Annotated in this window: 17 protein-coding genes; 6 read left to right on the top strand and 11 right to left on the bottom strand. The window is 71.1% G+C overall.

The window, feature by feature from the left end; translation table 11 throughout:
- Positions 1-487 precede the first annotated feature (487 nt).
- From ACFUK0_RS34460 to ACFUK0_RS34450, 3 genes are read left to right on the top strand one after another with little or no spacing between them, the layout of a single operon-like run.
- Complete coding sequence (locus ACFUK0_RS34460; protein ID WP_380256915.1) at positions 488-1,003, top strand: hypothetical protein; 516 nt, start codon at positions 488-490, stop codon at positions 1,001-1,003.
- Positions 1,000-1,734, top strand: coding sequence for a DUF4166 domain-containing protein (locus tag ACFUK0_RS34455; protein WP_380256913.1), 735 nt, complete (start codon positions 1,000-1,002; stop codon positions 1,732-1,734). Before ACFUK0_RS34460 ends, ACFUK0_RS34455 begins: the two co-directional genes overlap by 4 nt.
- A 31-nt stretch (positions 1,735-1,765) precedes the next feature.
- Entirely contained in the window at positions 1,766-2,410 is a 645-nt protein-coding gene (locus tag ACFUK0_RS34450) for a TetR/AcrR family transcriptional regulator (protein ID WP_380256911.1), read from the top strand.
- A 110-nt stretch (positions 2,411-2,520) separates the two neighbouring features.
- On the opposite strand, the gene ACFUK0_RS34445 is transcribed toward ACFUK0_RS34450, so the two are convergent.
- From ACFUK0_RS34445 to ACFUK0_RS34410, 8 genes are all read right to left on the bottom strand, one after another.
- Positions 2,521-4,047 carry a CoA-acylating methylmalonate-semialdehyde dehydrogenase gene (locus tag ACFUK0_RS34445; RefSeq protein ID WP_380256917.1) on the bottom strand — a complete coding sequence of 509 codons (1,527 nt, stop codon included), beginning with the start codon at positions 4,045-4,047 and terminating at the stop codon, positions 2,521-2,523.
- Positions 4,048-4,234: 187 nt separating this feature from the next.
- A complete protein-coding gene (locus ACFUK0_RS34440) occupies positions 4,235-4,744 on the bottom strand; it encodes a hypothetical protein (protein WP_380256909.1) in 510 nt (169 codons plus the stop codon).
- A gap of 205 nt (positions 4,745-4,949) precedes the next feature.
- Positions 4,950-6,344 carry an NAD(P)/FAD-dependent oxidoreductase gene (locus ACFUK0_RS34435; protein ID WP_380256907.1) on the bottom strand — a complete coding sequence of 465 codons (1,395 nt, stop codon included), beginning with the start codon at positions 6,342-6,344 and terminating at the stop codon, positions 4,950-4,952.
- 86 nt (positions 6,345-6,430) lie between these two features.
- Positions 6,431-7,234: an ABC transporter permease gene (locus tag ACFUK0_RS34430; protein WP_380256905.1), complete on the bottom strand. Its 804-nt coding sequence runs from the start codon at positions 7,232-7,234 to the stop codon at positions 6,431-6,433.
- Positions 7,234-8,175 (bottom strand): ABC transporter permease, encoded by a 942-nt coding sequence (locus ACFUK0_RS34425; protein WP_380256903.1) that lies wholly within the window; start codon positions 8,173-8,175, stop codon positions 7,234-7,236. The genes ACFUK0_RS34430 and ACFUK0_RS34425 overlap by 1 nt, the downstream gene beginning before the upstream one ends.
- A complete protein-coding gene (locus ACFUK0_RS34420; RefSeq protein ID WP_380256901.1) occupies positions 8,172-9,314 on the bottom strand; it encodes an ABC transporter ATP-binding protein in 1,143 nt (380 codons plus the stop codon). Before ACFUK0_RS34420 ends, ACFUK0_RS34425 begins: the two co-directional genes overlap by 4 nt.
- Before the next feature lie 47 nt (positions 9,315-9,361).
- On the bottom strand, positions 9,362-10,615 hold the full coding sequence (locus ACFUK0_RS34415) for a spermidine/putrescine ABC transporter substrate-binding protein (protein WP_380256899.1): 1,254 nt from the start codon (positions 10,613-10,615) through the stop codon (positions 9,362-9,364).
- Positions 10,616-10,693: 78 nt separating this feature from the next.
- On the bottom strand, positions 10,694-12,211 hold the full coding sequence (locus ACFUK0_RS34410) for a gamma-aminobutyraldehyde dehydrogenase (protein WP_380256897.1): 1,518 nt from the start codon (positions 12,209-12,211) through the stop codon (positions 10,694-10,696).
- 483 nt (positions 12,212-12,694) lie between these two features.
- Here ACFUK0_RS34410 and ACFUK0_RS34405 point away from each other — a divergent pair, with 483 nt between their 5' ends.
- A complete protein-coding gene (locus tag ACFUK0_RS34405) occupies positions 12,695-14,374 on the top strand; it encodes a PucR family transcriptional regulator (RefSeq protein ID WP_380256895.1) in 1,680 nt (559 codons plus the stop codon).
- Between the two features lie 16 nt (positions 14,375-14,390).
- On the opposite strand, the gene ACFUK0_RS34400 is transcribed toward ACFUK0_RS34405, so the two are convergent.
- The 3 genes from ACFUK0_RS34400 to ACFUK0_RS34390 form a co-directional block, all read right to left on the bottom strand.
- Positions 14,391-15,563 carry a spermidine/putrescine ABC transporter substrate-binding protein gene (locus ACFUK0_RS34400; protein WP_380256893.1) on the bottom strand — a complete coding sequence of 391 codons (1,173 nt, stop codon included), beginning with the start codon at positions 15,561-15,563 and terminating at the stop codon, positions 14,391-14,393.
- 77 nt (positions 15,564-15,640) lie between these two features.
- Positions 15,641-16,999, bottom strand: coding sequence for an aspartate aminotransferase family protein (locus ACFUK0_RS34395; RefSeq protein ID WP_380256891.1), 1,359 nt, complete (start codon positions 16,997-16,999; stop codon positions 15,641-15,643).
- Between the two features lie 180 nt (positions 17,000-17,179).
- Complete coding sequence (locus tag ACFUK0_RS34390; protein WP_380256889.1) at positions 17,180-18,673, bottom strand: gamma-aminobutyraldehyde dehydrogenase; 1,494 nt, start codon at positions 18,671-18,673, stop codon at positions 17,180-17,182.
- A 230-nt stretch (positions 18,674-18,903) separates the two neighbouring features.
- Between ACFUK0_RS34390 and ACFUK0_RS34385 the strand changes: the two genes are divergently transcribed.
- Together ACFUK0_RS34385 and ACFUK0_RS34380 are read left to right on the top strand one after the other, a co-directional pair.
- Entirely contained in the window at positions 18,904-19,377 is a 474-nt protein-coding gene (locus tag ACFUK0_RS34385; protein WP_380256887.1) for an Lrp/AsnC family transcriptional regulator, read from the top strand.
- The gene (locus ACFUK0_RS34380) at positions 19,374-20,765 is read left to right on the top strand and encodes an aspartate aminotransferase family protein (protein WP_380256885.1); all 1,392 of its coding nucleotides are present in this window, start codon (positions 19,374-19,376) and stop codon (positions 20,763-20,765) included. Before ACFUK0_RS34385 ends, ACFUK0_RS34380 begins: the two co-directional genes overlap by 4 nt.
- Positions 20,766-20,808: the final 43 nt, after the last annotated feature.

The raw sequence follows: 20,808 nt of genomic DNA, 5'->3' as shown, positions 1-20,808 counted from the left end.
ACCCATGGCGATGCAGAGGAAGGTGTTTCGTGGAGTGGCCGCCCCGGGACCGTCCGCGCTGACTGCGTGTCCGGTGCTCCCTGCCGAGCGACTAGGGAACACTACGCCCATCCCGGGGCGAGAGGCAAACCTCGGCCGGCCCCCTGGGCGCCCCCGACTCTTGAGCGATCGCTCAAATCTCTGCCATGATGACGGCATCGGCCTTGAGCAGTCGCTCAACTCGTTCTGGGGGACAGTCTTGCCTCGCACCGCTCGCCTCGCCGTGAAGCCGCTCCATGTCGAGGTCGGGATCCGTGCCGACCTTGACGTGATCTGGAATCTCACTCAGGCCCCCGCTCTGCACGAGCGTTGGGACGCCCGGTTCACCCGCATCAGCCACCTCCCGTCAGCCGGCCCTCCCGAGGGCGACGGCAGCGGCGGCCCGGCACCGGTCCGCTTCCGCTACTCGTTGGGCCGGCGGCCAGGACCGGTGCTGACAGGGGTGGGGGTGACGGGCACCGAACGGCACCGCCCGGACGGCAGCCGGGTGAGTGCGCTGCGGTTCGCCGCGGACGGCCCCTACTCCCCGCTGCAGTCGGGCAGCGGCTACTGGCGCTACGTCCCGGAGCCGGCCTCCGGGACGGTCCGCTTCATCACCGGCTACGACTACCGCGGGTGGCCCGGTCCGCTGGGTGCCCTGGTCGACCGCTGGTGTGTGCGGCCCCTTACCGGGTGGCTGACGGCGTGGTCCTTCGACCGGCTTCGACTGTGGGCCGAGCGCGGCATCACTCCGGAGGAATCGTTGGCCCGGGCCTGCGCCGAGGTGTCGCTACGCCTGCTGCCCGCCGCGCTCTGCCTGTTCGGGGCGGGCCGGCCCCTTCTTGCGGCAGCGGTTCTACCGCTCACCTTTCTCCCGCCACCCCTGCCGACCACGCCGGCGGCCCGGCGCTGTGTGCGCCGCCCGCGCGCCCGGCACGACGTCGCCGCGCCGCCCCGGGCGCTGCTCGAACTGGAGGGACCATGAAAACCCCGTCCGCCATATCGGCGTCTCCCCCCACCTCCCCTGCCCACTCGACCGGCTCGATCTTCCAGCAGGCTCTCGGCGCGGCGTTCGACGAGCTCCATCCCGAACTCCGACGGCGGTTCGGCTTCTCCAGCCGGGACGGCATCGCGTGCCTGGGCACCGGCCGGATGGACCGGGTGTGGCGTGGCTCCCGCCTTGCCGGACCGGTGCTCCGGCTCGGCAGCCGCAGCAACATCCTCTTCCCCGACCGGGGGCGCGACGTCCCGTTCACCATCGCCAACTACGCCTACCAGGACGGGTTCGGGCGCGAGACGGTGACCTTCGTCCGCACGTTCCAGTTCACCCGTCCGCGCCGTTTCGACGCCACGATGGTCGCCTCGGACCGCCGGGCTGCCACCGTCGTGGACTTCCTCGGCACCCGCCAGCACCTGGCGGTCGACCTCGGCTTCCGGGTGAGCCCGCAGGGCGGCCTGGTGATCACCTCCGGCGACCAGCGGGTGTCCGCACTGCCCGGCTCGCCCCGCTGCCCGGCGGCGCTGACCGGCCGCGCGACCGTGCACGAGTGGTTCGACGACGCGGCAGGGCGCTTCCGGATCGACGTACGGGTGACCAATCCGGTGGCGGGACCGGTGATCGGTTACAGCGGGTCCTTCACGGCCGAGTACGTACCGGTGGACGCCCTGGGCGTGCCCGCGTACGTGCGGCCGGTGCGCGAGAGCGCCCGGACCTGACGGCCGGGCCGGGCCCGATACCCTGCACCGCATGAGCGACACGCGCGAACGGTTGATGACGGCCGCCATCGGCGCGCTCAAGCGGCACGGCATCGCGGGGATCTCCGCCCGGACCATCGCCGCCGAGACCGGGGCCAACCAGGCTCTGGTCTTCTACCACTTCAAGACGGTCGAGGGGCTGCTCGCTGCGGCCGCGTTGCGGGAGACCACGCTCCGGCTCGACCGCTTCCGGCCCCGCTTCGACGAGGCGCGGTCGCTGCGCGACCTGCTGCGGCTGGGCCGGGAGCTGCACGAGGAGGAGCGGGCCGAGGGCAATGTCGCGCTGCTCGGGCAGTTCCTGGCCGGGGCGCCGGGCAACCCGCAGCTCGCGGAGGCCACGGCCGCGGCGCTGCGGCTGTGGAGCGACGAGATCGAGCGGGTACTGACCCGGCTGTTCGAGGGCCACCCGCTGGTCGAGCTGCTCGATCTGCCCGGCCTGGCCCGGGCGGTCTCCGCCGCGTTCGTCGGCCTGGAGCTGTACGAGGGTGTGGACCGCGACGGAGCCGCGTCGGCCTTCGACGCACTGGACCGGATGGGTGCGCTGGTCGAGGTGGTCGACGGCCTGGGCCCGGTCGCGTCCCGCGCGCTGCGGGCGGCCCTGCGCCGCAACGGTGCCGGGCCCGCATCGGCGGACTGAACCGGACGACGGCTGGACGGAACGGCCGAGGGCCGCCCGGCGCAGCGCCACCGTACGGACGGCGGGCGGGCCGGGCGGCCCTCGGGTCGCCGGGGTCGGCCCGCCACCGTTCAGGAGTTGGTCGGGAAGCCCAGGTTGATGCCGCCGTGGGACGGGTCCAGCCAGCGCTGGGTGACGGCCTTGCCACGGGTGAAGAACTGGACGCCGTCCGGCCCGTAGGCGTGGGTGTCACCGAACAGGGAGGCCTTCCAGCCGCCGAAGGAGTAGTAGGCGACCGGCACCGGGATCGGCACGTTGATGCCGACCATGCCGACCTCGACCTCGTGCTGGAAGCGCCGGGCCGCGCCGCCGTCGTTGGTGAAGATGGCCGTGCCGTTGCCGTAGGGGTTGGAGTTGATCAGCGCCAGGCCCTCGTCGTACGAGGCGACGCGGACCACCGAGAGCACCGGGCCGAAGATCTCGTCGTTGTAGACGGACATGCCGGGCTTCACGTGGTCGAAGAGGGTCGGGCCGAGCCAGAAGCCGTCCGTGGTGGGCGCGCCGTTGGCGTCCTCGCCCGCGATCGCGTGCTTGCGGCCGTCCACGGCCAGCTCCGCGCCGTCCGCGACACCGGACTCGACGTAGGAGGTGACCTTGTCCCGGTGCTGGCCGGTGACGAGCGGACCCATGTCGGAGTCGCCGTTGCAGCCGGGGCCGACCTTGAGGGTGGCCATCCGCTGCTTGATCTTGTCGACCAGCTCGTCGCCGATCGGGTCCACCGCGACGAGGACGGAGACGGCCATGCAACGCTCGCCCGCCGCGCCGAAGCCGGCGTTGATGGCCGCGTCGGCGCTGAGGTCGAGGTCCGCGTCGGGCAGGACGAGCATGTGGTTCTTGGCGCCGCCCAGGGCCTGGACGCGCTTGCCGTAGCGGGTGCCCGTCTCGTAGACGTAGCGGGCGATCGGGGTGGAGCCGACGAAGCTGACCGACTTGACGTCCGGGTGCTCCAGCAGGCGGTCGACGGCCGCCTTGTCGCCGTGGACGACGTTGAAGACGCCGTCCGGCAGGCCGGCTTCCTTCCACAGCTCCGCGATGAAGTTGGCGGCGGACGGGTCCTTCTCCGAGGGCTTCAGCACGACGGTGTTGCCCGCCGCGATGGCGATCGGGAAGAACCACATCGGCACCATGGCCGGGAAGTTGAACGGCGAGATGACGGCGACCGGGCCGAGCGGCTGACGGATCGAGTACACGTCCACGCCGGTGGAGGCCTGCTCGGTGAAGCCGCCCTTGATCAGCTGCGGGATCCCGCAGGCGTACTCGACGACCTCCTGGCCGCGGGCGATCTCGCCCAGGGCGTCCGAGTGCACCTTGCCGTGCTCGGAGACGATGATCGAGGCCAGCTCGTCCTTGCGGGAGTTGAGCAGCTCGCGGAAGTTGAAGAGCACGGTGGTCCGCCTCGCCACCGAGGCGTTGCGCCAGTCGGCGAAGGCGGCGGCCGCGGCGGCGACCGCCTGGTCGACCTCGGCGATCTCCGCGAAGTCGACGTGACCCGCCACCTGGCCGGTGGCCGGGTCGAAGATCTCGCCGCGGCGCGGGGCGGAGCCGGCGGTGGCGACGGACGCGCCGCCGATCCAGTGGGTGAGGTGCTTGGTCACGATGGGCTTGCTCAAGATCGTCTGCCTCCGAAGTCCCGGGCGGCACTCCTGCCGCCGGTCCCGTTGTTACGGCGCCGCCCGGGGAATCGTCCGGGCGACGGGATCACGGGGCTACCGCGCTCACTGCCCAGTCTGGTCCTCGGGGAGCACCGTCTCAACGAGCAGGCTGACGGGTATCCGGGATTCAGCCTTACAGGTCGTCGGCTCCTTGCTCCGGATGGCCCTGCGGCCGGTTCCCGCCCGCTGCCGCCCGGTTCGTGCCCAGGTCGGCGGCGGCCTCGTGCAGCGCCAGCTCCAGCAGAACGGGGTCGTTGAGCAGTCCGGATCCGTCGGGCGGCACCAGCCAGCGGACGCCGCTGCTGCGCCGGGCCGGGTGCGGGACGACGACCCACGTCCCCTCGCCGGCGACGCGTACACCGGTGCCGAGCCAGCGGGCGGCCGTTCCGGCGGGGACGAGGAAGCCGAGGTTCTCGTCCCCGAAGTCGGCCAGCACCGGCCCGGGCCCGCGCAGGGTGCGGGCCAGGACGGCGAGCGCCGGGCGGCCGAGCGGGCCGGGCACCATCAGGACGTCCCAGCGCCGGCCGGCGGGCAGCAGTTGGAGGCCCGCGCCGGTGCGCTGCCACTCCCGCCGGCAGGCCTGCGGGTCCGGGGAGGCCTCGGCGAGCCAGTCCAGTGCGCTGATCGGTCCGGTGCTCTCCATCGCGTGGTGTCCTCTGCTCGCTCGGTGCGGCGCGTTCCTGGACTCGCCGTCAACAGGGAGAGGCTCAAGAGTGAGGGGTCTTACAGCGTTCCGCCGAGCTGCACCGCTTCTGCACAGTTGGCTGCGGCTGCGCACAACGCACCGGGGCGCACCCCCGTGCAGGGGTGCGCCCCGGAACCGGACGGCGACGGGCCCGGGTCCGGCCTCAGCTGTCGAAGCCGAGCCCCAGCCGGTCGAGCGTCCGCAGCCACAGGTTGCGGCGGCCGCCGTTGCGGTCCGCGCGGTCGAGCGACCACTTGGTCATCTCGATCCCGGCCCACCGCACCGGCTCCGGCGGGAAGGGCAGCGGCTTGCTGCGCACCATCTCCAGCGCGGTCCGCTCGGTGCGGGCCCCGGCCAGCAGGTCGAGCATGACCTCCGCGCCGTACCGGGTCGCACCGACGCCGAGACCGGTGTAGCCGGCCGCGTACGCGACCCGGCCCCCGTAGGCGGTGTCGAAGAAGGCGGAGAACCGGGTGCAGGTGTCGATGGCGCCGCCCCAGGCGTGGGTGAAGCCGATCCCCTCCAGCTGCGGGAAGCAGCGGAAGAAGTTGCCCGACAGCGTGCGGAAGGTCTCCGGCCGTTGGTCGTACTCGTGCCGCACCTTGCCGCCGAACTCGTAGACCGCGTCGTAGCCGCCCCACAGGATGCGGTTGTCGGCGGAGAGCCGGAAGTAGTGGAACTTGTTGGCGCTGTCGCCGAGCCCCTGCCGGCCGCTCCAGCCGATCGAGGCGAGCTGCGCCGCGCTGAGCGGCTCGGTCATCAGGGCGTAGTCGTAGACCGGCACCACGTACGGCCGGACCCGCTTCACCAGGGAGGGGAAGACGTTGGTGCCGAGCGCGACCCGGCGGGCGAAGACCCGGCCGTACGTGGTGCGCACGGCCATCCCGCTGCCGTGCTCGGCGAGCGCGGTGGCCCTGGTGTGCTCGAAGATCCGTACGCCCTGGCCGAGGCAGGCCTGCTTCAGGCCCCAGGCCAGCTTGGCCGGGTGGACCATCGCCACGCCCTCCTTGTCCCAGAGGCCGCCCAGGAACGTGGGCGAGTCGACCTCGGCGCGCAGCGCGTCGGCGTCCAGGAAGGTGAGGTCGAGGCCGTGCTCGGCGACGGCCTCGGCGATCTCGTGCAGTTCCTCCAGCTGGTGCGGCTCGGTGGCGACGTCGATCTCGCCGGTGCGCTCCCACTCCGCGTCGATGGCGTAGCGCTTGAGGGTGTCCTCGATGGCCTGGAGGTTGGCCGCGCCCTGGCGCTCCAGCTCGGCCAGTTCACCGGGCCAGCGCTGCAGTCCGTTGCCGAAGCCGTGGGTGAGGCTGGCGGCGCAGAACCCGCCGTTGCGCCCGGACGCGGCCCAGCCGACCTCGTGGCCCTCGACCAGGACGACGTCGAGCGACGGGTCCCGTTCCTTGGCGATCAGCGCCGTCCACAGGCCGGAGTAGCCGCCGCCGACGACCAACAGGTCGCAGGTGGTGTCGCCGACGAGGGCGGGCAGCGCCTGCGGCCGGCCCGGATCCTCCAGCCAGAAGGGGGTGGGCCTGGCGTCACTGAGCGCGCGGGCGGAATCCATGCATTATCAGCCACTTTCTGGACATTGACGGTGATTTCGGTACGACAGGTGGAGCGTACCCAGGCCGGAGCGGCCCCGGCCGGAGGTCAGGCGCTCGCCTTGCGGCGGTTCCCGAGCCACTGGCCGCCGACGGTCAGCAGGACCGCGGCGATGAACATGGCTGTGCCGATCACGTTCACCTGGACGGGGATGCCGCGCTGTGAGGCTCCCCAGACGAACATCGGGAAGGTCACGGTGGTCGGGCCGGAGTTGAACTGGGTGATGATGAAGTCGTCGAAGGAGAGCGCGAAGCTGAGCAGCGCGCCGGCCGCGATACCGGGGGCGGCGAGCGGCAGGGTGATCCGCAGGAAGGTCTGCACCGGGGTGGCGTAGAGGTCCTGGGCGGCCTGCTCCAGCCGCGGGTCCATGCTCATCACGCGTGCCTTGACCGCCGTCACCACGAAGCTCAGGCAGAACATGATGTGCGCGATCAGGATGGTGACGAAGCCGAACGGGATGCGCATGTTGAGGAAGAGGGTGCCCAGCGAGGCGGCCATCACGACCTCGGGCATCGCCATCGGCAGGAAGATCAGCGCGCTGGTGGCGCCCCGGCCGCGGAACCGGAACCGGGCCAGCGCGAAGGCGACCATGGTGCCGAGCACCGTGGCCCCGAGCGTGGCGAGCACCGCGACCTGAAGGCTGAGCGACAGGGACTGGCACATGTCGGCGACGCCGCACGGGTCGGTCCAGGCGTCGGTGGAGAACTCGGACCACTCGTAGTTGAACTTGCCCTGCGGCTTGTTGAACGAGAAGGCGAGCACGACCAGGTTGGGCAGCACCAGGTAGGCGAGGGCGAGAACGCCCGCCAGCACCACCAGGTGGGCGCGGATCCACGTGAAGATTCGGGACATCAGACCAGTTCCTCCGTCCCGGCCTTGCGCATGTAGACCGTCACCATGCCCAGGATCAGGGCCATCAGAATGAAGCTGAGTGCTGCGGCGGTCGGGTAGTCCAGGACGTTCAGGAACTGCTTCTGGATGCCGTTGCCGACCATCTGCTCACTCGGCGAGCCGAGCAGCTGGGCGTTGATGTAGTCACCGGACGCGGGGATGAAGGTGAGCAGCGTGCCGGCGACGACGCCCGGCAGCGAGATCGGGAACGTCACCTTGCGGAACGTGGTGAAGGGGCGCGCGTACAGGTCGCCGGCCGCCTCGTGCAGGCGCGGGTCGATCCGCTCCAGCGAGGTGTAGAGCGGCAGGATCATGAACGGCAGGAAGTTGTACGTCAGGCCGCAGACCACGGCGAGCGGCGTGGCCAGCACCCGGTCGCCGGAGGTGAGCCCGATCGCGCCGGTGACGTCCAGAATGTGCAGCGTGTTGAGTGCGCCGACCACCGGGCCGCCGTCGGACAGGATGGTCTTCCAGGCCAGCGTGCGGATCAGGAAGCTGGTGAAGAACGGTGCGATCACCAGGATCAGGATGACGTTGCGCCAGCGCTTGCCCGCCTTGAAGGCGATCGTGTAGGCGAGCGGGTAGCCGATGGCCAGGCAGAGCACGGTGGCGGTCGCCGCGTAGGAGAACGAGCGGACGAAGTGCCACTTGTACTCGCCCAGGGCGTCCCAGTAGGTGGCGAAGTGCCAGGTGAGACTGAAGCCCTGCTCCAGGGTGCCGGTCTGCAGCGAGGTCGAGGCCTGGTAGACCATCGGCACCGCGAAGAAGACCACCAGCCAGGCGATGCCCGGGAGCAGCAGCCAGTAGGCGGTGAGCCTGCGACGCGGCTTGCGGACGGTCGCGGGGGCGTCGGCGTCGGGGGGCGGCGCCTGTGGGGGCGCCGGTGCGGTCGTGGCCGTCATGCCGCCGCCTCCCCCGTGCCCGCGTCGATCGCCTGGGTGGCGTCCATGCCGAAGGAGTGCGCGGGGTTCCAGTGCAGGACGACCGGGGCACCGGCGGTGATCCGGGCGTCGCGCTCCATGTTCTGCTCGAAGACGGCGATGTCCTGGCCGCTGTCGGTGCGCACCACGTACTGGGTGGAGACGCCGATGAAGCTGGAGTCGACGACGGTGCCGCCGAGCCGGTTGCGGCCGTCGGCGACCTCGGCGGAGGCGTGGGCGATGGTGATCTTCTCGGGGCGCACGCCGAGGTAGATCTCCTTGGCGCCGGTGGCGCAGCGGGCCCTGGGCATCGCGAGCCGCACGCCGCCCGCGGAGAGCAGCAGGTCGGCGCCCTCGGTGCCGGTGACCTGGGCGGGGATCAGGTTGGACTGGCCGAGGAAGTTGGCCACGAAGGTGCTGGCGGGGTTCTCGTACAGGTCGGCGGGGGCTCCGAGCTGCTCGACCCGGCCGCCGTTCATCACCGCGATGGTGTCGGCCATGGTCATGGCTTCCTCCTGGTCGTGGGTGACGTGGACGAAGGTGATGCCGACCTCGGTCTGGATCCGCTTCAGTTCCAGCTGCATCTGGCGGCGCAGCTTGAGGTCCAGGGCGCCGAGCGGCTCGTCGAGGAGCAGCACCTGCGGGTGGTTGATCAGGGCGCGGGCGACGGCGACGCGCTGCTGCTGGCCACCGGAGAGCTGGTGCGGCTTGCGCCGGGCGTACTGGCCGAGTTCGACCAGTTCCAGCATGTCCTCGACCTGCTTCCTGACGTCCTTGCGGCCGCGGCGGCGCAGGCCGAAGGCGACGTTCTCGAAGATGTCGAGGTGCGGGAAGAGCGCGTAGCTCTGGAAGACGGTGTTGACCGGCCGCTTGTACGGGGGCAGGGCGGTGACGTCCTGGCCGCCGATCACGACGGTGCCGCTGGTGGGCTCCTCCAGGCCGGCGATCATGCGCAGCGTGGTGGTCTTGCCGCAGCCGGAGGCACCGAGCAGGGCGAAGAAGGAGCCCTGGGGGACGGTCAGGTCGAGCGGGTGGACGGCGGTGAACGCGCCGTACGTCTTGCCTATGCCGGTGAGGCGGACGTCGCCGCCCGCGGCCGCGTCGCGCAGCTGCTCTGTCATGGTCTCTCTCTGTCTGCTGCCGTTGGGTCTGATGCCGTCAGGTGGGGTCAGGCGCCGATCAGTTTGGAGAACTTCTCCTCGAAGTCGCTCTCCTCGGCCTCGTTCAGGGAGCGGAAGACGTGGACCTTGGCCGCCATCTCGGGGGTGGGGACGACCAGCGGGTTCGCCGCGGTGTCCGGGTCGAGGGCGGTGAGTTCGGCCTGCATGCCGGTGACGGCGGAGACGAAACCGATGCCGGCCGTCAGCTGGGCGGCGATCTCCGGCCGGTAGTAGAAGTCGATCAGGTGCTCGGCGTTGGCCTTGTGCTCCGCCTTGGCCGGAATCACCATGTTGTCGGTGGAGGAGACGTAGCCCTTCTCCGGGATGACGAACTCGATGTCGGGGTTGTCGGCCTTGAGCTGGATCAGGTCGCCGCCCCAGGCCAGGCAGGCCGCGATGTCGCCGGAGGAGAGTTCCTGGCCGTAGTCGTTGCCGGTGAACTTGCGGATCTGCTTGCTGTCGACGCCCTTCTGGAGACGGGCGACGGCGGCCGCGTAGTCGTCGGCGGTGAACTTCGCCGGGTCCTTGTCCATGTCGAGCAGGGTCATCCCGATGGTGTCGCGCATCTCCGACAGGAAGGTGACCCGGCCCTTGAGCTCGGGGTCGTCCAGCAGCTGGCTGACGCTGGTGACGGGCTTGCCCTTGGTGGCCTTCGAGTTGTACGCGATGACGACCTGGATGCCGGCCCAGGGGTAGCTGTACATCCGGCCCGGGTCCCAGTCGGGGGCGCGGAAGCGGGACTCGATGTTGGTGATGGCCGTGGTGACGTTGGACTGGTTGAGCTTCTGCACCCAGCCGAGCCGGATCAGCCGGGCGACCATCCAGTCGGTGAGCACCATGACGTCGCGGCCGGTGTCCTGGCCGGCGGCGAACTGGGGCTTGACCTTGCCGAAGAACTCGACGTTGTCGTTGACGTCCTCGGTGTACTTGACCTTGATGCCGGTGGCGGCGGTGAAGGCGTCGAGAGTGCCGTGCTTCTCGGTGTCGTTCTCGTCGGTGTCGACGTAGAGCGGCCAGTTGGAGAAGTTGACCACCTTGTCGCTGTCGGAGTGGTCCTCGGCGGCGTTCGCCGCCGAGTCGCCCCCGCCGGCCGTCTTCGCCGGCGGGATGCCGCAGGCCGCGAGGGTGCCGGCGCCGGCGGTGAGGGCGGCGGCGCGGAGCATCGTCCGGCGGGTGAGGGCGGCGCGGCCGCTCGTCAGACTGCGTTCCCAGGCCTTGCGGACGGGCTCTGGCAGGCCGTCGGTGATCTCGTTGAGCTCCATGCTGGAACGCCCTCCCGGGGGAAGTGAGGGGAACGGCCCGCCGCCGGCGGTGGGGGTGGGCGGGCCGTCCACGAGGGGTTATCTGTCTCCGAAGACGGTGCGGTGCCAGTCCTTGCGGGCGACCGCGGTGGTGTCGTACATGACGTGCTTGACCTGCGTGTACTCGTCGAGTGAGTACTGCGACATGTCCTTGCCGTAGCCGGAGGACTTGTAGCCGCCGTGCGGCATCTCGCTGATGATCGGGATGTGGTCGTTGACCCAGACGCAGCCCGCCGCGATCTCGCGGGTGGCGCGCAGCGAGCGGTGGATGTCGCGGGTCCAGGCGGAGGCGGCCAGGCCGTACGGGGTGTCGTTGGCGAGGCGCAGGCCCTCCTCGTCGCTGTCGAAGGGCAGGGCGACGAGCACCGGGCCGAAGATCTCGCCCTGGACGACCTCGCTGTCCTGGGCGACGCCGGTGATCAGCGTGGGGCGCCAGTAGGCGCCGCGGGTGAGGTCGGTGCCGTCGTGGCCCTTCGCGGGGGCGTGCCCGCCGGCCGCGATGACGGCGCCGTAGCCGCGGGCGCGCTCGACGAAGCCGGCCACCCGGTCGCGGTGGGTGAAGGAGACCAGCGGGCCGAGGTCGGTCCGCGGGTTCAGCGGGTCGCCGAGGCGGACCGACTCGAAGAGCTCGGCGACGCCGGCCACGAAGGCCTCGTACAGCGGGCGCTGGATGTAGGCGCGGGTGGCGGCGGTGCAGTCCTGGCCGCTGTTGATGAGCGATCCGGCGACGGCGCCGTGGATCGCGGCGTCCAGGTCGGCGTCGTCGAAGACCACGAAGGGGGCCTTGCCGCCGAGCTCCAGGTGGGTGCGCTTGGCGGTGGCGCTCGCCAGTTCGGCGACCCGCCTGCCGACCGGGGTGGAGCCGGTGAACGACACCATGGCGACGCCGGGGTGCGAGACCAGGTGCTCGCCCGCCCCGCGGCCGGCGCCGGTGACGACGTTGACGACGCCGTCCGGGATGCCGGCCTCGGTGCAGGCGCGGGCGAACATCAGCGAGGTCAGCGGGGTCAGCTCGGCGGGCTTGAGCACGATGGTGTTGCCGGCCGCGATGGCCGGGAGGATCTTCCAGGCGGCCATCTGCAGCGGGTAGTTCCACGGCGAGACGGAGCCGACGACGCCGATCGCCTCGCGGCGGACGTACGAGGTGTGGTCGCCGGAGTACTCCCCCGCGGCCTTGCCCTCCAGGTTGCGGGCGGCGCCGGCGAAGAACGCGGTGTTGTCGACCGTGCCGGGGACGTCGAACTCGGTGGAGAGCTTGATCGGCTTGCCGGTCTGCGAGGTCTCGACCCGGGCGAGGTCGTCGGCCGCGCCGGCGAGTACGGCGGAGAGCCGCAGCAGTGCCTCGGACCGGGCACCGGGGGTGGCGCCGGCCCACTCGGGGAGGGCGGCCCGGGCGGCGGCCACGGCGGCGTCGACGTCCGCGGTGGAGGCCAGGGTGACCTGCTGGACGACGGTGCCGTCGGCCGGGTTGACGACCTGGAAGGGCTCCTCCCCGGTGCCCCGGATCTGTCGGCCGGCGATGTACTGCGCGCCCGCGCTGAAGTCGGTCAGGTCCATCTCTGGTTCCTCCATGTGCCCGGTGGTCCGGCTGCGGCATGTCGTGATCACTGCTGCACTGCATGCTGCACGCCGAGGTCGGCGCGATCCCGTAGCCGGGCGGAGCGGCTGGTCGAGTCGCCGCCCGGCGCAGTACGGGGGATCCGGTCCGGTTGATCGCCGGGATGCGTGATCCTGACACCACAGCGTTGCGCCTACAAGGGATTCCGTTGTTTCTTTCTGGTTACGCGACGGATTCCGAGGTGATGTCCGCGATTCGCCACAGCAGGTTTGCCGCAGCCGACTCGCTGACGATGCCTCGTGGCGGGCCGGGGTGACAAGGACCACTCCGGCAGCCTCGGCACAGATGGCCTTACAGGGTGCAAGGGTTCGATTCGGGCGACAGGTCGTCGCCACGAGGGATGATTTCCCTGACACAGTGCTCACCCGCACCGTGCCGACCCGCCCCCGCCCGTGCCCCCACCCCGCTCCCGGAGGACCGACGTGCTCCCCACCGTCGCCCACGTGCTCGACCTGGAGGTGATGCGGCGCGGCCTGCCCCAGGTGGTGGCCGGCGCAGCCCACCTGGAACGCCCCGTCCGCTGGGTGCACGTCAGCGAGCTGCCGGACGTGGCCGGCATGCTGCAGGGCGGCGAACTCGTGCTCACCACCGGCATCGCCCTGCCCGAGGACCGCGAGGGCCTGGCCCGCTACGTCCGGGAGCTGGACGAGGTCGGCGTCGCCGGGCTGGTCATCGAGTTCGGCCGGCGCTACTTCGACAACCTGCCCCGCGCCCTGGTGCACGCCGCCGAACAGCGCGGACTGCCGCTGATCGCCCTCCGCCGCGAGCTGCGCTTCGTCGCCGTCACCGAGGCCGTGCACGCCCTGGTCGTCAACGCGCAGCTGGAGCAGCTGCGCATCTCCGAGGCCGTCCACCAGGTCTTCAACGAGCTCGCCGTGGAGGGCGCCGAACCCGCCGAGGTGGTCCGCCAGGTCGCCCGGATGGCCGGCGCGCCCGTCGTCCTGGAGAACCTGGCCCACCAGGTGCTCGCCCACGACACGGCCGGCCACCTGGAGACCGAGCTGCTGGAGGGCTGGGAGCGGCGCTCCCGCGGGGTCCGCCCGCCCGGCCGCACCGGCCACGACCCGCGCAGCGGGTGGCTGGTGACGGCGGTCGGCGCCCGCGGGCAGGACTGGGGCCGGCTGATCCTGGTCGACGACCCGGGCCCGCTCCCGGACGGCCTGGCGCACCCGCACGCGATGCTGCTGGAGCGCGGAGCCGCCACGCTCGCGCTCAACCGGCTGGTCGTGCGTGACCGGGAGAGCCTGGAGCGCCAGACCCACCGGACGCTGCTGTCGGGCATCCTCACCCACGCCCTGACCGTCTCCGAGGTGGCGCTGCGGGCCCAGGCCCTGGGCGTGCCGCTGGAGGGCCGGCGGCTGGTCGGCGTGGTGCTGCGCCAGCGTCGCGGGCCCAGCCCGGCCGCGCTGGAGGCGCAGGCCCGGCTGCGCGACTTCACCGAGCTGGCGGCCACCGCCGTCCGGGCGTGCCGGCTGTCGGCCCTGGTCGGCGCGCTGGACGACGAGGGCGTCGGCGTGCTGATCGCGCTCGGCTCGCAGCAGGACGAGCACAGCGCGCTGGACGCCTTCGCCGCCGCCCTGCGCAGGCTGGCCGCCGACACCGGCCGGGACGCGGCCGGCGGCGGGGCGCAGCCCGTCCCCCCGCAGGTGTTCGAACCGGTGGTGGCCGTGGGCTCCTCGGTCGGCTCGGTGCGCGACGCCCGCCGCACCCTGCTGGAGGCCACCCAGGTCGCCGACGCCGCCCTGCACGACGCCCCCGGCGGGCGGGCCGCCGCGTACTACCGCCTGCCCGACGTCAGGCTGCGCGGCCTGCTCCACCTGCTGCGCGACGACGCCCGGCTGCAGACGTACGTGGAACGCGAGCTGGGCCCGCTGCTGGCGTACGACGCGGAGCACGGCGGGCAGCTGGTGCAGATGCTGCGGATCTACCTGGAGCAGGGCCGCAACAAGTCTGCGGCGGCGGATGCGGCGCACCTGTCCAGACCGTCGTTCTACGACCGGCTGCACAAGGTCGAGCGGATCCTCTCCGTCGACCTGGACCAGGTGGAGTCCTGCCTGTCGCTGCACGTGGCGCTGCTGGCGCTGGACGCCGTCCGCCGCTGAGGCGGCGCGGGGCCGGTCAGACGCCGGTGATCCGCCCCCACACCCGGTGGAAGTCGGGCCGTTCGGCGGCGGTGACGTCCCGCATGGTGTGCAGCCGGGCCCGCATCCCGTCGGTGGGGAAGACCAGCGGCTCCTCCGCGAGGGCGGCGCTGTCCGCGTCCCCGCTGTCCGCCAGGATGTCGCGGGCGGCCGGCACCGGGCAGATGTACTGGACGAAGGCGGCCAGCTCGGCGGCGACCTCGGGCCGGTAGTAGTGGTCGATCAGCCGCTCGGCGTTCTGCTTGTGCCGGGCCCGGTTGGGCACCAGAAGGCTCTCCGACCACAGCTCGCCGCCCTCCTCCGGCACCACGAACTCGATGTCGGGGTTGTCGGCCTTCAGCTGGATCGCGTCCCCCGAGTACGCCTGGCAGGCGACGGCCGCGCCGGAGGCCAGGTCACTGGTGTAGTCGTTGCCGGTGAAACGGCGGATGTGCCGGCTGTCGACGAGCTTCTGCACCTGGTCCATCGCACGGTGCGCGTCGTCGGCGTCGAAGGCGGCGATGTCGCTGCCGTTCGCGAGCATCAGCAGCCCGATGGCCTCGTCCAGGCCGGCGAACAGCGTCACCCGCCCCTTGAGGTCGGGGGCCCAGAGGTCGGCGGTGCTGCGCAGCTCGCGGCCGAGCGCCCGGCGGTTGTAGGCGATGCCGGTGATGCCCGACTGCCAGGGCACGCTGCGGGCGCGGCCGGGGTCGAAGGCGGGATCGCCCAGCTGCGGGTCGAGGTGCTCGGTGACGTTGGGCAGGTTGGACCGGTCCAGCGCCTGCACCCAGCCGAGCGCGACGTAGCGCCCGGCCATCCAGTCGCTGACCACCATCAGGTCGCGGCCGGGGTCGCTGCCCTGGGTGAGGACCGGGCCCATCTTGCCGAAGAACTCGTCGTTGTCGTTGATGTCCTCGGTGTAGGTGACGGCTATGCCGGTCTCCTCGCTGAAGCCGTCGAGCGTCGGCCGCCCGCCGGTGTCCTCGTCGACGTCGATGTACTGCGTCCAGTTGGAGAAGACCAGCTTCTGGTCCTGCTCCGACCGGTCGGCGCCGGAGCGCCGGCCTTCGGGAACGTACGCGGAGGGGATGCCGCAGCCGGTCAGCGCTCCGGCGCCGAGCAGGCCGGCGCCGGAGCCGAGGACGGCACGACGGGAGAGCGTGGTGCGCAAGGTGAGGCCTTTCGGAACATGGGACGGCCCCGGGCAGGGCGCTGCCCGGGGCCGGACCGATGAGTCCTGATGTGTGGTCAGACGGTGTGGGCGTCCGTCAGCGTGAGCACCTCGTCGAGCACCGCGAGGCCGGTCTTGGCCTCCTCCTCGGTGACGGTGCACGGCGGCACCACGTGGAAGCGGTTCATGTTGACGAAGGGCCACAGCCCGCGCTGCTTGCAGGCGGCGGCCAGTTCGGCCATCGGCGCGTTGGCGGCGCCGGCCGCGTTGTACGGCACCATCGGCTCGCGGGTCTCGCGGTTCTTCACCAGGTCGAGTGCCCAGAACACACCCAGGCCGCGGACCTCGCCGATCGACGGGTGACGCTCGGCCAGCGCGCGCAGACCGGGGCCGAGCACGTTCTCGCCGATCTGCTTCGCGTTCTCGACGATGCCCTCCTCGGCCATGGCGTTGATCGTCGCGACGGCGGAGGCACAGGCCAGCGGGTGGCCGGAGTAGGTGAGACCGCCCGGGAAGGCGCGCTCGGCGAAGGTGGCCGCGATCTCGTCGCTGATCGCGACGCCGCCCAGCGGCACGTAGCCGGAGTTGACGCCCTTGGCGAAGGTGAGCAGGTCAGGGGTGATGCCCCAGTGGTCGGCGGCGAACCACTCGCCGGTGCGGCCGAAGCCGGCCATCACCTCGTCCAGGATGAAGACGATCCCGTACCGGTCGCAGATCTCGCGGACGCCCGCCAGGTAGCCGGCCGGCGGGATCAGGATGCCGGCGGTGCCGACGACGGTCTCCAGGATGATCGCCGCGACGGTGCCGGGCCCCTCGAACGCGATCACCTGCTCCAGGTGCTCCAGCGCGCGCTCGCACTCCTGCGCCTCGTTCTCGGCGTGGAAGTTGGAGCGGTACGCGTACGGGCCCCAGAAGTGGACGACGCCGGAGACACCGGTCTCGTTGGCCCAGCGGCGCGGGTCGCCGGTGAGGGCGATCGCGTTGGCGGTGGCGCCGTGGTACGAGCGGTAGGTGGACATGACCTTCTGCCGGCCGGTGTGCAGCCGGGCGAGCCGGATGGCGTTCTCGTTCGCCTCGGCGCCGCCGTTGGTGAAGAAGATCTTGTCGAGGTCGCCGGGGGTGCGCTCGGCGATCAGCCGGGCGGCCTCGCTGCGCGACTCGACGGCGAAGCCGGGGGCGATGGTACAGAGCTTGGCGGCCTGCTCCTGGATCGCGGCGACCACCTTGGGGTGCTGGTGCCCGATGTTGGTGTTGACCAGCTGCGAGGAGAAGTCCAGGTAGCGGTTGCCGTCGTAGTCCCAGAAGTACGAGCCCTCGGCGCCGGCCACCGCGAGGGGGTCGATCAGGGCCTGGGCGGACCACGAGTGGAAGACGTGCGCGCGGTCGGCGGCCTTGACTGCCTGCCCGGCGGCTGAGTCAGCGGTGGGGATGCTCATGCCGCAAGAGTAGGCAGCCGCGCGCCCGGCGGGCAGCTTCATCCTGTCAGCCGGTCGGGCGATCGGCCGACAGGATGACAGGCCGGGCGCCGCACCCGGGGTGCGCGAAGGGGCCCGGACTATGGTCCGGGCCCCTTCCGCCGCGCGGGCGGACCGTCAGATCGTGGTCGTGGCGGACCGTCAGATCGCGGTCATGACGTGCTTCACGCGGGTGTAGTCCTCGAAGCCGTACGAGGAGAGGTCCTTGCCGTAGCCGGACTTCTTGAAGCCGCCGTGCGGCATCTCGGCGACCAGCGGGATGTGGGTGTTGATCCACACGCAGCCGAAGTCGAGCCGGCGGGACATCCGCATGGCGCGGGCGTGGTCCTTCGTCCAGACCGAGGAGGCGAGCGCGAACTCCACCCCGTTGGCGTAGTCGACGGCCTGGTCCTCGTCGGAGAACTTCTGCACGGTGATGACCGGGCCGAAGACCTCGTTCTGGATGATCTCGTCGTCCTGGTTCAGGCCGGAGACCACGGTCGGGGCGTAGAAGTAGCCGACCTCGCCGACCCGGTGACCGCCGGCCTCGACCTTGGCGTGGGCCGGGAGCCGCTCGATGAAGCCGCTCACCTGCTTCAGCTGGTTGGCGTTGTTCAGCGGGCCGTACAGCACGTCCTCGTCGTCGACGCCGCCGGTCCTGGTCTCGGCGGCGGCCTTGGCGAGGGCCTGCACGAAAGCGTCGTGGATGGACTCGTGCACCAGCACGCGGGTGGCGGCGGTGCAGTCCTGGCCGGCGTTGAAGTAGCCCGCCACCGAGATGCCCTCGACGGCCTCGGCGATGTCGGCGTCCTCGAAGACCACGACCGGGGCCTTGCCGCCCAGCTCCAGGTGGACGCGCTTGACGTCCTTGGAGGCGGACTCGGCGACCTGCATGCCGGCCCGCACGGAGCCGGTGATGGAGGCCATCGCGGGGGTGCGGTGCTCGACCATCAGCCGCCCGGTCTCCCGGTCGCCGCAGATCACGTTGAAGATGCCGGCCGGCAGCTCCATGTCCCGCAGGATGCCGCCGATGATCTCGGCGAGCAGGACGGTGGACGCCGGCGTGGTGTCCGAGGGCTTGAGTACGACGGCGTTGCCCGCGGCGATGGCCGGCGCGAACTTCCACACGGCCATCATCATCGGGTAGTTCCAGGGCGCGACCTGGGCACAGACACCGACCGGCTCGCGGCGGACGATCGAGGTCATCCCGTCCATGTACTCGCCCGCGGCCTTGCCCTCCAGCAGGCGGGCGGCGCCGGCGAAGAAGCGGATCTGGTCGGCCATCGGGCCGATCTCCTCGGACCTGGTGAGCCCGCGCGGCTTGCCGGTGTTGCGACACTCGGCGTCCACCAGCTCGTCGGCGCGCGCCTCGACCGCGTCCGCGATCTTCAGCAGCAGCTTCTGCCGGGTGCTCGGGGTGGAGTCGCGCCAGACCGGGAAGGCGGTGGCGGCGGCGGCCATCGCGGCGTCGACGTCGGCAGGGCCGGACAGCGGGGAGGTGGCGTACGCCTCGCCGGTGGTCGGATCCACGATCTCCAGCGTGCGGCCGTCCGCCGCATCGACGAACTCACCGTTGATGTAGTTGCGCAGCGTTCGAAGGTCGCTCACGGGTCTCTCCTCGGTCTGGGCCTGCGGCGTTGCAGAATCCGGCGCCATGGTACGTCGGGCGCCGAGTGGCCGGGCCGAGGCCGGCGCGGTCCACTCGTAGGGTGCGCACGCCTCCGGCGGAGGTGGGCGCGTACCTGGCAAGGCTAACCGGTGGACTGCCGTTCTCGACAGGGCGGAGTCGAAACAACGATGAAATCCGCACGCTATTTCCGGGAGCACGACGAAATCAGCAGTTTCCGCGCTTGCGCACACTCCACCCGATCAGGCACAGTGGCGATGTGGCCAACCGCGACCGGAACCCCAGCGTTCCACTCGACTCCGCCTCCAAGGCGATCATCGAGCAGCTCCAGGAGGACGGGCGGCGCCCGTACGCCGCCATCGGCAAGGCCGTCGGCCTGTCCGAGGCGGCCGTGCGCCAGCGCGTCCAGAAGCTGCTCGACCAAGGCGTGATGCAGATCGTCGCCGTCACCGACCCCCTGACCGTCGGGTTCACCCGGCAGGCCATGGTCGGGATCAACGTCGAGGGGGACATCGAATCCGTTGCGGACGCGCTGGCCGCCCTCGACGAGGTCGACTACGTGGTCTGCACCGCAGGCTCGTTCGATCTGCTGGCCGAACTGGTCTGCGAGGACGACGAGCACCTGCTCGAACTGATCAACAAGCGCATCCGCTCGCTTCCCGGCGTGCGGAGCACCGAGAGCTTCGTTTATCTGAAGCTCCGGAAACAGACCTACACCTGGGGCACCCGATGACCGCCGACCCGGCACAGAAGGACCTTTCGAAGACCGCCTACGACCACCTGTGGATGCACTTCACCCGCATGTCGTCGTACGAGAACTCCCCCGTGCCGACGATCGTCAAGGGCAAGGGCACCTACGTCTGGGACGACAAGGGCAAGAAGTACCTGGACGGCCTCGCCGGCCTGTTCGTCGTCCAGGCCGGCCACGGCCGCGAGGAGCTGGCCGAGGCCGCCGCCAAGCAGGCCAAGGAGCTCGCCTTCTTCCCGGTGTGGAGCTACGCCCACCCGAAGGCCATCGAGCTGGCCGAGCGCCTCGCCAACTACGCCCCGGGCGACCTCAACAAGGTCTTCTTCTCCACCGGTGGCGGCGAGGCCGTCGAGACCGCCTGGAAGCTCGCCAAGCAGTACTTCAAGCTGGTCGGCAAGCCGACCAAGTACAAGGTCATCTCGCGGGCCGTCGCCTACCACGGCACCCCGCAGGGCGCCCTGTCCATCACCGGCCTGCCGGGTCTGAAGGCCCCGTTCGAGCCGCTGGTGCCGGGCACCCACAAGGCCCCGAACACCAACATCTACCGCGCCCCCGCCTTCCTGGAGCGCGACGGTGTGATCGACCCCGAGGCCTACGGCCGCTGGTGCGCCGACGAGATCGAGCAGGCGATCCTGTTCGAGGGCGCCGAGACCGTCGCCGCCGTCTTCGTCGAGCCGGTGCAGAACGCCGGCGGCTGCTTCCCGCCGCCGCCCGGGTACTTCGCCCGCCTGCGCGAGATCTGCGACCGCCACGACGTGCTGCTCGTCTCGGACGAGGTCATCTGCGCCTTCGGCCGCCTCGGCACCATGTTCGGCGCGGACAAGTTCGGCTACCAGCCCGACATGATCACCTGTGCCAAGGGCATGACCTCGGGCTACTCCCCGATCGGCGCCACGATCATCTCGGACCGCCTCGCCGAGCCGTTCTACAAGGGCGACAACACCTTCCTGCACGGCTACACCTTCGGCGGCCACCCGGTGTCCTCCGCGGTGGCGCTGGCGAACCTCGACATCTTCGAGCGCGAGGGCCTGAACCAGCACGTCCTGGACAACGAGGCGAACTTCCTCGGCACCCTGGACAAGCTGCGCGACCTCCCGATCGTCGGCGACGTCCGCGGCAACGGCTTCTTCTACGGCATCGAGCTCGTCAAGGACAAGGTCACCAAGGAGTCCTTCAACGACGACGAGGTCGAGCGCGTGCTCTACGGCTTCCTGTCGAAGGCGCTCTACGACAACGGCCTGTACTGCCGCGCCGACGACCGTGGCGACCCGGTCATCCAGCTGGCCCCGCCGCTGATCTCCGACCAGTCGACCTTCGACGAGATCGAGCAGATCCTGCGGGTCAGCCTCACCGACGCGTGGGCCAAGATCTGACCTGACCTTCCTCCCCACCCTCAGCCGAAGGGCGGTCCGCTGC

The sequence above is a fragment of the Kitasatospora sp. NPDC057223 genome (assembly GCF_042669755.1).
Classification (GTDB): domain Bacteria; phylum Actinomycetota; class Actinomycetes; order Streptomycetales; family Streptomycetaceae; genus Kitasatospora.
The sequence above is the reverse complement of the archived record's forward strand: the minus strand, read 5'-3'. Positions and strand labels throughout refer to the sequence as shown.